Origin of the sequence: Stygiolobus sp. CP859M, assembly GCF_037389975.1 — an archaeon.
GTDB lineage: Archaea > Thermoproteota > Thermoprotei_A > Sulfolobales > Sulfolobaceae > Stygiolobus.
Genome location: NZ_JBBHKS010000007.1, coordinates 216554 through 229174, shown reverse-complemented (window position 1 = coordinate 229174; position 12621 = coordinate 216554). Strand labels below are relative to the sequence as shown.

At 36.7% G+C, this 12621-nt stretch carries 14 protein-coding genes; 11 read left to right on the top strand and 3 right to left on the bottom strand.

The features are described from left to right. Window positions 1–747, top strand: a complete 747-nt coding sequence (trpC, locus tag WIW72_RS02835; RefSeq protein WP_337701016.1) for an indole-3-glycerol phosphate synthase TrpC — start codon at window positions 1–3, stop codon at window positions 745–747. An 11-nt stretch (window positions 748–758) separates the two neighbouring features. Then, window positions 759–1967 carry a pyridoxal phosphate-dependent aminotransferase gene (locus WIW72_RS02830; RefSeq protein ID WP_337701014.1) on the top strand — a complete coding sequence of 403 codons (1209 nt, stop codon included), beginning with the start codon at window positions 759–761 and terminating at the stop codon, window positions 1965–1967. Between the two features lie 140 nt (window positions 1968–2107). On the opposite strand, the gene WIW72_RS02825 is transcribed toward WIW72_RS02830, so the two are convergent. Continuing rightward, on the bottom strand, window positions 2108–4549 hold the full coding sequence (locus WIW72_RS02825; RefSeq protein WP_337701012.1) for a valine--tRNA ligase: 2442 nt from the start codon (window positions 4547–4549) through the stop codon (window positions 2108–2110). A 55-nt stretch (window positions 4550–4604) separates the two neighbouring features. On the opposite strand from WIW72_RS02825, the gene WIW72_RS02820 reads away from it, so the two are divergent. Genes WIW72_RS02820 through WIW72_RS02810 form a run of 3 tightly spaced genes read left to right on the top strand, consistent with a single transcriptional unit; the run spans window position 4605 to window position 6286 of the window. Beyond that, on the top strand, window positions 4605–5585 hold the full coding sequence (locus WIW72_RS02820; protein ID WP_337701010.1) for an NAD(P)/FAD-dependent oxidoreductase: 981 nt from the start codon (window positions 4605–4607) through the stop codon (window positions 5583–5585). Further along, the gene (locus WIW72_RS02815) at window positions 5563–5958 is read left to right on the top strand and encodes a hypothetical protein (protein ID WP_337701008.1); all 396 of its coding nucleotides are present in this window, start codon (window positions 5563–5565) and stop codon (window positions 5956–5958) included. Before WIW72_RS02820 ends, WIW72_RS02815 begins: the two co-directional genes overlap by 23 nt. A 13-nt stretch (window positions 5959–5971) precedes the next feature. Further along, entirely contained in the window at window positions 5972–6286 is a 315-nt protein-coding gene (locus WIW72_RS02810) for a hypothetical protein (RefSeq protein WP_337701006.1), read from the top strand. Here the strand turns inward: WIW72_RS02810 and WIW72_RS02805 are convergent. Both WIW72_RS02805 and WIW72_RS02800 read right to left on the bottom strand, forming a co-directional pair. Then, complete coding sequence (locus WIW72_RS02805) at window positions 6244–6564, bottom strand: hypothetical protein (RefSeq protein WP_337701004.1); 321 nt, start codon at window positions 6562–6564, stop codon at window positions 6244–6246. The two genes, WIW72_RS02810 and WIW72_RS02805, sit on opposite strands and share 43 nt — an antisense overlap. After that, entirely contained in the window at window positions 6548–6766 is a 219-nt protein-coding gene (locus WIW72_RS02800; protein ID WP_156006008.1) for a hypothetical protein, read from the bottom strand. The genes WIW72_RS02805 and WIW72_RS02800 overlap by 17 nt, the downstream gene beginning before the upstream one ends. A gap of 114 nt (window positions 6767–6880) precedes the next feature. Between WIW72_RS02800 and WIW72_RS02795 the strand changes: the two genes are divergently transcribed. From WIW72_RS02795 to WIW72_RS02770, 6 genes are all read left to right on the top strand, one after another. Further along, window positions 6881–7429, top strand: a complete 549-nt coding sequence (locus WIW72_RS02795; RefSeq protein WP_337701002.1) for a hypothetical protein — start codon at window positions 6881–6883, stop codon at window positions 7427–7429. Beyond that, on the top strand, window positions 7371–7994 hold the full coding sequence (locus tag WIW72_RS02790) for an N-glycosylase/DNA lyase (protein WP_337701000.1): 624 nt from the start codon (window positions 7371–7373) through the stop codon (window positions 7992–7994). The genes WIW72_RS02795 and WIW72_RS02790 overlap by 59 nt, the downstream gene beginning before the upstream one ends. Window positions 7995–8195: 201 nt before the next feature. Further along, on the top strand, window positions 8196–9131 hold the full coding sequence (locus WIW72_RS02785) for an NAD(P)-dependent oxidoreductase (protein ID WP_337700998.1): 936 nt from the start codon (window positions 8196–8198) through the stop codon (window positions 9129–9131). Further along, a complete protein-coding gene (locus WIW72_RS02780) occupies window positions 9132–10247 on the top strand; it encodes a pyridoxal-phosphate-dependent aminotransferase family protein (protein ID WP_337700996.1) in 1116 nt (371 codons plus the stop codon). Window positions 10248–10285: 38 nt separating this feature from the next. Beyond that, complete coding sequence (locus tag WIW72_RS02775) at window positions 10286–10549, top strand: DNA-directed RNA polymerase subunit K (protein WP_337700994.1); 264 nt, start codon at window positions 10286–10288, stop codon at window positions 10547–10549. Window positions 10550–10551: 2 nt separating this feature from the next. After that, window positions 10552–12558, top strand: coding sequence for a DNA topoisomerase I (locus WIW72_RS02770; RefSeq protein ID WP_443294789.1), 2007 nt, complete (start codon window positions 10552–10554; stop codon window positions 12556–12558). Window positions 12559–12621: the final 63 nt, after the last annotated feature.

Below are 12621 nucleotides of genomic sequence, written 5' to 3'. Positions count from 1 at the left end.
ATGCCTAGATTTTTACAAGGCTGGTTAGCGGATGTTATAAGATTTTCCCAACAAAGACCTGAAGTATACAAAACTAGACAGAGACCTATTTATTCGCTCAAAAGGAATATTATGGTAAAGAAAAGTGAGGGCAAAAACCCCATTATTGCTGAGTTTAAAAGGAAATCTCCCTCCGGGCTTAACGTGAATAGGGACATAATAGAGTATGTAAAATTTATGGAGGCTAATGATGTTGCCGGTATATCTGTTTTAACCGAGGAGAAATTTTTCGGAGGCAGTTACACAGACCTTGAGAGAGTTGCTGAAAATGTTAGTGTCCCAGTATTAATAAAAGATTTTGTGGTCACTGAGAAACAAATAAATACAGCCTATAGTTTAGGTGCTGACGTCATTTTATTGATAGTAAGGGTTCTCACAGAGAGGGAGTTAATTAGTTTGTACAAATATGCAAAGAGTTATAAGTTAGACGTTATTGTGGAGGTAACAAATGAGGAAGAGGTAGAAATAGCTTTAAGGAATAATTTTGATATAATAGGCGTAAACTCCAGGGATCTTTCTTCACTTGACTTAAGTCTAGAAAAGACTGAAAGGTTACTTAAACTTATCCCTTCAGATAGGATAAAAATTGCTGAAAGCGGGATAAGGTCTAGGGACGATATTCATCGTCTTAAAAATGCGGGAGCTGACGCATTTTTAATAGGTACCACATTAATGCAAGATCCGAATAAAATAAAGGAATTAATTTAGGTGTATAATTTATGTCAGTAGATAATTTTTCTACTGCGTCAACAAGTATAACCGGTGAATCGACATTAGTTTATCAAGAAGTGGCGAGAAAAGTACAGAAGGAGAAAGGTATAAGAGTAATAAACTTCGGAATAGGACAGCCAGATTTACCTACGTTTAGAAAAATTAGAAATGCAGCAATAAAGGCACTCGACGAGGGCTTTACCGGTTATACCTCAGCCTACGGTATAGATGAATTACGTGAAAAGATCGCCTCGCATTTAAATTCGAGGTATCCTAGTGAGAGACCAATAAAGAAGGAGGAAGTAATAGTTACGCCTGGCGCGAAAACTGCATTATATCTCGCTTTTCTCCTTTACGTTAACCCCGGTGACGAGGTTATAATTTTCGACCCGTCTTTCTACTCCTATGCGGAAGTAGTAAAGATGTTAGGCGGGAAACCTGTTTACATCAAGATGGGGTGGACTGAAGAGAACGGTTTCTCGCTCAATGTTAATGAGCTAAAAGAGAAGATAACATCTAAGACTAAAATGATAGTTCTTAACAATCCTCATAATCCTACTGGAATGGTATTTGATCCAAGAGAAATAGAGAAAGTAATGGAAATAGCAAAGGAGAGAAAAGTTATCTTGTTATCAGACGAGATATATGATTATTTTGTTTATGATGGAAAGATGAAAAGTGTTTTAGAAGATCCAGATTGGCGTGAGTATGTAATTTATGTTAACGGTTTCAGTAAGACGTTTTCGATGACTGGTTGGAGGCTGGGTTATATAGTAGCTAAAGATAGAGTTGTGAGGAAAATGGCAGAGCTTGCAGCTAATATATATACATGTCCGACAAGTTTTGCTCAGAAAGGAGCATTAGCTGCTTTTGATTCATTGGATGATGTAAAGGATATGATTTCATTATTCAGAAGAAGAAGGGATGCAATGTATGAAGAATTGAAGAAAAATAAGTGGATAAGGGTTTACAAGAGTCAAGGGGCATTCTACATGTTTCCGTATGTAGGAGACATTCTAGCTAAGACGAAAATGCAGGTTAAAGACTTTTCAGTAAAGATGATAGAAGAAGCTGGGGTGACTACCATACCAGGAGAGGTCTTCCCGTTAGAGGTTGGAAGGAACTTTCTCAGATTAAGTTTTGCTGTAGACGAAAATGATATAAGAGAAGGAGTCAGAAGGATTAATGAATTCGTAACAAGGTTGATGAAAGAGTAACGAGTGAACGGTGAGCAAAACTCCCATGGGCTGACTATCAGTGATTAAATAATGTTTATTTTCTGTTTTTCACCTCTAATTCAGTTCTTCAAAACAAATAAAGAAGGCTTTGAAAAGCACGTTGGAAAAATATCCCTAATTTATTTTTTCACTATTGATAATAATTCAGCCTTAATCTCGTCGCCCTCTTGATACTCTATACTCTCGATTTTCAGTGTTTTCTTTATGTCACTTTCTATACTTCTTATCTTCTCAATGAACTCTTTAGGGCCTACTAATTTAACATTAATCATAGATACAATTGATAATTGGTTCTTTATTTTCAATGTTCTAATTGTTGAAGTAGTTTTCTTTATGTACTCGCCCAGCTTCAGAATCTCGGGGTCTTCTTCAATGTCACTTACATCCGGAATTCTCTCTAACAAGATACTTATTTTATCTCCGAAAAGTTTACTATACATCTCTTCTGTTATGTGGGGTGCTAGCGGGTGTAATATTATCAGAAGATCCCTGAATATCCTTTGTAAAGTGTAAAGTGCTGACTGATCTTCCTCGAAGAGTCTGTGTTTGATCAGTTCTAGGTACTCATCAGCTATTGTCTCCCAGAAGTACGAGTACAAAGACTCCACAACTGTGTAAAAGTCATAATTATCGTATGCACTAATGACTTTTTCTATAAATCTCTTGTGCTCAGCTAAGATCCATTGGTCAATAGAGTTTAAGGTTAGAGGTTTTTCGAACTTCTTCTTTCCTATGAAGGGATATGAAAGTCTTCCAGCGTTCCACAACTTTTGAAGTAGCAGTTTCTTCGCCTTTACGGTTTCCCATTTGAATGGAAAGTCGTCTCCTATTCTTGCATCTAATAATGTAAGCCTTATTGCATCGGCACCAAATTCGTCTATCCTATCCAGTGGATTAACCACGTTCCCTTTACTTTTACTCATTCTAGTTCCGTCGGGTCCTAACACCTGCCCATTAATTAGTACCTCTTTAAACGGTATATTCCCAGTTAGCATGAGAGTTCTGAAAAAAGTGTAAAATAACCACGTTCTTATGATATCCGTCCCTTGTAACCTTATTGATGCAGGGAAAGTCCTCGAAAATCTATTCTTGTCGGTGTAAAAACCAGTTAGGTAAATCACTGTAACGCTGGAATCGATCCATACATCAGCTACATCGGTTATTGGCTTTAAAGGAAGACCGCATTTAGGACATTTATCTACAGGGGGAGAGATTTTCGTAGGATCTATTGGGAGTTGTTCTTCTTTAGCGGGGACTAGATGCCCGTTGTCACAATACCAGAACGGTAAGGGTGTTCCATAGACTCTTTGTCTGCTTATGTTCCAATCCCATTCCAAGCTATTGATCCAGTCTTCAAGATAATGAGACATCCTGGAAGGAATGAATTTCATTTTTTTATATTCTTCTAGCAATTGTGATTTAAACGGCAGAGTTCTTATGTATATTTGTTTCTTTGTAAGGAACTCTATGGGAGACAGACAGTCGCTTCTCTCAGTATGAGATAAAACGTTGTGCTTGATATTCTCTACTTTCACTAAGTAACCTTGTTGTTTTAGTATTTCCACCATCTTCTTTCTGGCTTCGGTGACCTTCAACCCGTCCAACAACCCGTTAGTGTTTTTCATTCTGCCTTTCTCGTCTAGCAGTTCTGCTACAGGTAAGTTGTACATTAATTGCCACTTTATGTCTTGAGGGTCTCCGTAAGTGCTTATCATTACTGCACCAGTTCCGAATTCTTTTTCCACAGACTTATCGGCAATTATTTTTACCTCTTTATTAAACACGGGAACTATAACCGTTTTTCCTATCAAGTTCTTGTATCGTTCGTCTTCCGGATGTACTGCTACAGCTTGTGTTGCTCCCAATAATTCAGGTCTGGTTGTTGCTATTATTATATCTCCACCATCCTTGAGAGGGAATCTAATATAAGCTAGAATTCCTTCTTTCTCAAGGTATCCTACTTCACTTTGAGCTAATGCAGTCTCGCACTTAGGACACCAGTATACTGGGCCCTCCTTCATTTCTATTAGTCCGTTCTCATACATCTGCAGTAAGCTTTTCTGTATTACTCTTCTATACTTTTCTTCGTAAGTTCTGTACTCAAATCTTTCCCACTCTGGTCTGTAGCCAAGTCTAATCATAGCTTCTTTCATTCTCTTAATCATATCCTCTGTCCACTCAATGCATTTTTTGAGGAACAATTCCCTGTTATCCTTAGGAATACCGAGCTTGTACTGGACTTTCAGCTCGGTAGGTAACCCTTGTGTGTCCCATCCCTGAGGTAAAAGCACATTATATCCTTGGAGTCTCTTAAGTCTCGCTATAGTATCAGCAATGGAAACCCAATATGCGTGACCCATGTGAAGTTCTCCGCTCGTGAAAGGCGGAGGAGTATCTATAACGAAGGTGGGCGATTGCGTATCCTCATCCTTAAACCTGAAGACTTTCTCCCAAAACTCTTGGCTTAACCAGATTTTTTGCCACTTTAACTCAATCGACTTAGGATCATAATGCTTAGGCCATTCTTCCATCTTTTTATTAATCTCCTCCTGTGTTAGCATTGTTTCACCTATTTTACCACTATTTTATAAGGTATGAGGTTAAAAATTGTTGGAAATGAAGATTGCAGTTATTGGTGGTGGAGTATCAGGATCACTACTAGGTTACTTGTTAAAGGCTAAGACAAATCATGAGGTAAAGTTATTCGATGTAATAAACAAGTATGTTAAACCTTGCGGAGATATAGTACCTAACGTTTTTTCTACTCCGTATCCTTGGGAAGTCAAGTTCGGGATTAAGAGGTTCGCTTTTTATATAGATGGGGAGAGAGTTTACGACGTAGAATATAGGCATACGAAGTGGTTAGTAATAGACAAATGGAAATGGATTAACGACATGCGTAAAAATTTAGGTTTTAACCACGTAAGTGAATTTAGAAAAGAGGACTTTGATCTAGTCATAGACGCTAAGGGTCCATATGATATGGATAGGGATGTAGTGTACACTACAAGGGCTATTATAAAGACTGATAAATTTACTGATGAAGCTATTTTCGAGTTCGATACTAAATACACGGGTTTTTATTGGATATTCCCAGCTGAAGAAGGGTTACTTAACATAGGGGCTGGTTTCATAGAGTATAAAAACTCAAAGGAGCTCTTACTTAAGTATATGAAAGAGAGATACGGTAATTTCGAATTGTTAGACATGAGAGGTGCTCCTATTTCCATTTCCCCAGTCCATAATAAGGTTGGAAGAATAGGTGAAGCTAGAGGGTTAGTCTTTCCTCTGAGCGGTGAGGGAATTAGGCCCTCTGCTATTTCTGCAATAAAGGCTTATGAGGTACTATCGTACGACTTTAATAGGTTTGAAGAGAGATTAGACTCCGCTTTGAAAAGCTTAGAGGACAGTATTATGTTACAGCATAAAATTCTTTTGTTATACAGAAAAAGTGGGTTATCTTTAAGGAAGGGTCTCCTGAAATTCTTGTTTAAGAACGAAATTCTTATAGACGCTTATTTAGAAGATAAATTAACTCCTGAAGGTATAACAGAGTCAGCGAGGTTTGTGAAAAGTGGAGGTATACTTAGAAAATAGTAAGAGTAAGACCGGTAAGCATGCAATAAGGAGTTTACTATACACCTTGGAGAACGGTAAACTAGTAGAATATAAAACCGTTAAGGTAAAGAGTAAAGTTCCTCCCACTTACAAGATAGGAGATAAAACGTTAGTTATAATACCAGATAAGGGAATTTTCATACATTTAGTTTTCTTAAAAAATCTAAAAAATAAGGTAAGGGGAAAGGTCACGGTCTATAAAGATGGTAATGTAGTTTCTGAATTCAATTATAGAAAATTAAAGTTAAAACTAGTGAAAGGAGAGCCAACCTACGCCGAGCAAGTTAGAGCCCTATTTGAAGAGCTCAAGATCCCGATTAAAGGAATTAACATAAAGCTTCCTAAGGGGTGAGATTATTTTTGAAGTGGAATACACTATACTTCCTTCAGATCCATCTAATGTTCTGAGAAGCACATATGCATTAGAACTTATTGAGAAGGAGTTAAAGGAGATCTGTAATGTTGTAAAAGCGGGAGCTTCGCTACTCTGTGCTCCTTCCGCTGATGTTTTGGTGTTAGTATTTACCTCGTTTAATGAAGGGAGACAGCTTAATGTTCGTTTAAAGGTTCAGTCTCATAATTCTCAGTCTTTAGTTAATATCTTATCCCAGCTAGCTACCAGACTTAGAGAACAAGGTTACGTAATGACTTTAGCTGCTTCCTCCAGCATCTTCAGGTAAATTTGTTTTATCTCTTCATCGTCTGTTATTTCCTTTTTCATCTCAGCTACGATATTACATAGGTAAGTGTGTATCCTCGATTTGCATAAAACTCCTTTCACTATTCTGTAAGAGTCGTTCTCAATATTTAATTCCACATAAATGACATTGTTAATGCTATTAGTGACTTTTAGTTTTTCTGTATTATTAACTATTAAATCTGTGTCCGCATAAAAAAGATTTCCAATTAATACGAGATCTTTGTTATTGAATAGAATTTTCTTAAACTGTTTGGACAAGTTCGCTCCCACAGTAAGGACATCTATACTTTAAACCCCTCGCATCAGCCTCACAGAAATAGGCCCTATACTTCTTTTCGCACTTTGGGCACTTATATACTATATCAGTTCCCATCTTTAATTTTCTGTTACATATTCTACAGTAAACTTGAACCCATCCTATATGTCCGTAAGCTGTGCTTCCTCTGCCTTTAATACTCATGCGATATACTACCTTCTATCATGTATTTATATTTATCGTAAGGATAAGGTGTTACCTTTTCCTCTAAGAGTAACTATTATTAGGAGAAGATTATAAATATAGTAGGAATAAAAAGTGCAGGCTGTAGTCTTGTATTATAAATTGGAACCAGTAGAGTTACTCCCTGGTCTAATCGGTTATAAAGTTGCTAAAGAGAAGGAAGAATTAGTTAACGTTAAAGATGAAGAAGAGGCAGAAAAAACTACTTCTCAAGATACTTCCCATGTGTCTCTCGTTATAGCTAATAAATTTAGAGTAGTTAATACTCCAGGTTTAATGAGGTACACTTTGCCTGAACCCTTGAAGTTACTTAGGATCGGTTATCCTAAAGATCTTCAGAATGTGGAATCAGTGGGAATGGAGTATCTTACGTTCTTTGATAAGGATTATAAACTAATAGGGGTGGATATCAATGAGAACTTTGATAAACCTTTTGTAGTCTTAGATTTTGAGAACGGATTTACTAAGATAATATCTAAAGGAGAAATAAACTCTAAGCCTAAGGGAACTAAGGAGACAACAGCTAAAAAGTCTAAAAATAAAGCTAAGAATAAGAAAAAGAAGAGTGCTAAGAGAGCTGGTTCAAGACAAAAAGCTAAGAGCAAGAGTGCTAGAAAGAGTTGAGGAATTTTTATTAAATAATAAAGCAGGAGAAGAAATTTGGTTTAGGGAATTAATACTTTGTTTACTTACCGCTAATTCTTCTTTCATATCTGCTTATAAGGCCTTAAATAACCTATACTCTCATGACATTAAATTATTAGATATAGAGCAGATCTCTGTAATTCTAAGAGATTCTGGATATAGATTTTATAATCTTAAATCCCGTTATATAAGAGAAGCAATAGAAAAATATTACGGAAGGATAAAGACATTAGTGAAACCTATAGCTGACATTGACCAATTTGAAGCTAGAGAATTTCTGGTAAATAACATTAAAGGTTTAGGTTATAAAGAAGCTAGCCACTTCCTCCGTAATCTGGGATATTTTGAGCTGGCTATTATTGATAGACACATTTTACGGTATGTTAATATTAATTTGTATGTAAGCGTTAAAAAAGTAGATAACAAACATAGATATTTATTAGTTGAAGGTTTACTTAGAGCTATAGCTTCAGCTTTGAATATGCAAGTGGGGTTGCTTGATCTTTTTATATTTTTTAAGCAAACCCAAACTCTCGTAAAATAAAATAAAAAAATATAAAAGAAAAATATAAAAGTAGGAATTTAACGTATAAAGTGAGGGTAAAAATGCAAACAACTACAAATCCCTTGAATGTGCCTAAAGGCATACAACTTTACTTGTCTTATACTACGTCTTGGGCTTTTTCTTCATCACTTTCATCATGTTAAACGTCTAATTCTATAAATTCTTCTTACGGTGAGTGCTATGCCTTCCGTAAAAGTATTAATTACAGATCCTATCAACGAAATCCTAATTAAAACGCTAAAAGAGAAGGGAGCAGAAGTAGATTATAGACCTGAAATTGAAAGAAAAGAATTGTTAGATATAATAGAAAACTATCAAGTCTTAGTGGTCAGAAGTAGAACTAGGGTAGATAAAGACGTAATCGAGAGAGGTAAAAACTTAAAAATAGTTGCAAGAGCCGGTATAGGTCTAGATAATATCGATACAGACGAGACTGATAAAAGAGGAATCAAGGTAGTTTATGCTCCGGGTGCTTCTACGGATTCTGCAGTAGAACTAACAATAGGACTAATGATAGCTGCAGCTAGAAAAATGCACACAGCAATGAACCTAGCGAAATCTGGTATATTTAAGAAGTTAGAAGGAGTAGAGTTAGCTGGAAAAACCATAGGGATAATAGGTTATGGGAGAATAGGCACTAAGGTAGGTATAATAGCAAATGCTATGGGGATGAGAGTCTTAGCATATGACGTTGTAGATATTAGAGAGAAAGCAGAGAAACTCAATGCAAAAGCCGTAACTCTAGATGAGTTGGTGAAGGAGTCAGATGTTATAAGTCTTCACGTAACAGTAGGTAAAAATGCTAAGCCGATTTTAGATAGAGATAAATTTGAAAAAATGAAGAATAATGTAATAATTGTTAACACCAGTAGAGCAGTATCGGTGGACGGTAAAGCTTTACTAGAATATATAAAGTCTGGTAAGATTTTAGCCTATGCTACGGATGTATTTTGGAATGAGCCTCCAAAGGAGGAGTGGGAACTGGAGTTATTAAAGCATGAGAGAGTTATTGTTACTCCTCATATAGGTGCTCAAACCAAAGAAGCACAACAAAGAGTAGCCGAAATAACACTACAGAACTTACTCGCTACTATGAAAGAGTTGGGGATGATCTAAATGTTGTTAATACCCGGTCCGGTAGAAGTCCCAAAAAGCGTAAAGGAAGCATCTACGCTAGTAATCAACCATAGAAGTGATAAGTTTAGAGAGATAGTTAAAAACCTAGAGAGATTAATGAATGAGCATTTCAGTTCTACTAGAGTAGCATTATTAACAGGCTCAGGCACCTTGGCTGTAGAAGCAATGGTTTACTCTCTTGTAAAAAGAGGCGAAAAAGTTGTAACATTCCCATACGGTGAATTCGGCAATAGGCTTTTAGACTCACTAAAAAGGAGAGGAGCTAATGTAGTGAGCTATGAAAAACCACTAGGTCAAGGTTTTACCTTGGAGGAGATCAAGGAAGCGTTAGATAACAATAAAGATGCAACGGCAGTTGCTCTGGTTCACAACGAAACCAGTACTGGTATTGCGTTCAGAAATATGGAAGATGTATCTCATGTAGTTAAAAGCAGAGGTTTAAAATTACTTGTTGACTCTGTATCGGGATTCGCTGCGTATAAACTTCTAGTTAACGAATGGAAAATAGATGCTGTGGCTACTGGAAGTCAAAAAGCTTTAGCGTCAGTACCTGGTTTAGGTTTCGTTGCACTATCTCAAGAAGGAGTAAACGAGCTCGTAAAAGATGAAGTCCCTGCTTATTTAGATATATCGCTTTACCTCAAATTCCAAGACAAATTTGAGACACCGTTTACTCCTGCGGTAGGAGTATTTAATGCTACATTGAGAGCAGCTGAGCTGATGAAAATGGAGGGAATTGAAAATAGATGGAGAAGGCATGAAGCTTGTGCACGTTTTGTAAGGAATATCACGAATTATCTTGGGTTTTCATTATTTGGCAATGAAAGTAACTTCTCCAATACTGTAGTTGCAGCTGAACCACCTATAAAGGATCTAAGAAGCAAGTTGAAGGAATTTAAGATCGAAATATCGCCAGGTATAGGAGAGTTGAAGGAGAAAATAGTGAGATTTGGATTACTTGGAATCGTAGATGATAGGGCAGTAGGTAAGTTAGCTAAAGTACTGGGAACTATATTCAATTCAGAGATACCGTTTACTCCTCCTCCAGAATGTAAGTTGCCGGAATTTCTCGCAAAAGAGATAGACTGGGATTAGAGTTAGATTTTTTTCCTACTTATTGGGTGTGAGTACTGATGACAATTAGTAAAATTAATGAGATTTTTCAGGAGAGTTGGAAAGGTAAGCTAACAAAATACGAGATAGCACGAATTGTCAGTGCAAGAGCTTTACAGCTTGCAATGGGTGCTCAACCTCTCATTGATACGTCTAATTTGTCTTTTGATGACGTTATAAGCATAGCAGAAGACGAATTGAAAAGAGGGGTTTTACCTATTACTATAAGACGTGTATATCCTAATGGTAAAGTAGAGTTAGTGTCTATAAGAAAGATCGAATAAACATGGTCTGTAAGCCAAGTAATTATACATTAGTGGTTGCAGAGAAAAGCAAAGCGGCTAAAAAGATAGCCGAAGCATTATCTACTAAACCTCAACTATGTAAACAGTTTTCAGTGAATTATTGGGTTTTAAATTACGATAAAAGAACTTTAGTAATTGCTCCTGCTGCTGGACACCTTTTCAATCTGTACGGGAATTCTGGGTTTCCAGTATTTCATATGGAATGGAAACCCCTTTGGACAATAGATGATTCTGCTAGATATACTAAGAAATATTATGAGTTATTTAGATTTCTTTCGGAAAAGGCTTTAGATTTTATTAATGCTTGTGATTATGATATTGAAGGTTCTGTAATAGGTTACATAATAATAAAGTTCTTTGGGGATGAGAGAAAAGCTAAGAGGATGAGGTTTTCAGCTCTCACTAAAGAAGATATTAGGAAAGCAATTACTCATCTAGAACCTTTAGATTATAACATGATCAATGCCGGAATAGCGAGACATAAAGTAGACTGGTTATGGGGAATAAACGTCAGTAGGGCATTAATGAATGCTGTACGCGAGATATCTAGGAAGAGAATAGTGTTAAGTGCCGGAAGGGTACAAAGCCCCACGTTAATCCACGTGATAAATAATACAATGGAGAGGGAAACTTACGTCCCTCTTCCGTATTATACAGTGAGCGTAGAAGCAGTAATTGGAAAAAGGAAAGTGAAGTTCACAGTTAATAAAGTGTTCGAAAGGAAAGAAGATGCCCAAAAGTTTGCAGAAAAAATAAAGAACGATAAGCTAATAGTCAGAGAAGTAGAATATGAAGAAAGAAATTTGCTTAGACCCCCACCGTTCAACCTAGGAGATCTTCAGGTAGAAGCCGGAAGAATTTTAGGTCTCTCACCTTATTATACAGAGAGATTAGCTGAAGAGTTATATTTAGACGGACTTATTAGTTACCCGAGGACTAATAGCCAAAAGATACCTCCTACTGTTAATGTTGATAAGATAGTCCAAGATATAGAGCGGAACAACTTCCCAAATTTAGTGAGGTTAGTGAAGAATATAACTAAAAGAGAGAATGGGTTTCAAGTTAGGCAAGGAGAGAAGGAAGATCCAGCACACCCAGCTATCTACCCTACTGGAGAAAAAGCTAAGGGCTTAAAACTTAAAACATACAAACTGTTCGAGTTAATAACGAGAAGGTTCTTAGCTAGCATATCCTCTGATGCCAAGGTTAAAGAACAAAAGGTAGACTTAATGTTTAAAGAAACGAAGTTAGACATAAGGCTGACTTTTCAGAAGGTAATTTTCAAGGGCTGGTTATTATTGTATCCTTATCGTAACGTACCTGATGAGGAACTCCTAGACTTGAAAAAGGGAGATGTAGGGGAAATAGCAAAGGTCTCCGTTTCGATGAAAGTTACTAAACCATCGCTAAGTAGGCTTACGAAAATCGACCTATTGAAGTGGATGGAGAGCACTAATCTAGGTACTGAGGCAACTAGAGGGAGAATTATAGAGACTTTATTTGACAGAAGATATCTGGTAAAAAAAGGAAGTTATCTAGTACCAACTGACCTTGGGATAACAGTGGCTGAAGTCTTAGATCAGTATTTTAAGGAATTAACAGACGTCTCTCTAACAAAGAAAATGGAAGAGAAACTTAACGCAATTATTGACGGTAAAGCTAATGAGCAAGAAGTTGTAGACGAGACCGTCAAAATCTTAGAAAGCTACATGAGTAAATATCAGGAGGTTAAAAAGCATATTGGAGAGAAATTAGGAGGAGTATTGGGTCTCGTAAGTTATAAGCCTTGTAAAATATGTAAACTTGAAGCTATTTCGGTAAACGGATTATGCAAGTATCATAATGAAGCGCTGAGGAAACTTAGGGAATCTCTGCTAGTATGGAAGGAAAGAAGCGGTATGGGTGAGCCGCAAATAATCAAGAAACTATTGACTTCATCTTCTACTGGAAAATACGTTAAGGAGGTAATAGAGAAGAAACTAATTTAGGGATCTAGTGAAAGGAAATCAGTTACCTCAGGGTTTAACTCACCAATCGCTTTGGCATGACTC

What these genes read in the sequence shown, in the direction of transcription:
- trpC (WP_337701016.1), top strand. Translation starts at nt 1, where the DNA reads ATGCCTAGATTTTTACAAGGCTGGTTAGCGGATGTTATAAGATTTTCC.
- WIW72_RS02830 (WP_337701014.1), top strand. Translation starts at nt 759, where the DNA reads ATGTCAGTAGATAATTTTTCTACTGCGTCAACAAGTATAACCGGTGAA.
- WIW72_RS02825 (WP_337701012.1), bottom strand. Translation starts at nt 4,549, where the DNA reads ATGCTAACACAGGAGGAGATTAATAAAAAGATGGAAGAATGGCCTAAG.
- WIW72_RS02820 (WP_337701010.1), top strand. Translation starts at nt 4,605, where the DNA reads ATGAAGATTGCAGTTATTGGTGGTGGAGTATCAGGATCACTACTAGGT.
- WIW72_RS02800 (WP_156006008.1), bottom strand. Translation starts at nt 6,766, where the DNA reads ATGAGTATTAAAGGCAGAGGAAGCACAGCTTACGGACATATAGGATGG.
- WIW72_RS02785 (WP_337700998.1), top strand. Translation starts at nt 8,196, where the DNA reads ATGCCTTCCGTAAAAGTATTAATTACAGATCCTATCAACGAAATCCTA.
- WIW72_RS02780 (WP_337700996.1), top strand. Translation starts at nt 9,132, where the DNA reads ATGTTGTTAATACCCGGTCCGGTAGAAGTCCCAAAAAGCGTAAAGGAA.
- WIW72_RS02775 (WP_337700994.1), top strand. Translation starts at nt 10,286, where the DNA reads ATGACAATTAGTAAAATTAATGAGATTTTTCAGGAGAGTTGGAAAGGT.
- WIW72_RS02770 (WP_443294789.1), top strand. Translation starts at nt 10,552, where the DNA reads ATGGTCTGTAAGCCAAGTAATTATACATTAGTGGTTGCAGAGAAAAGC.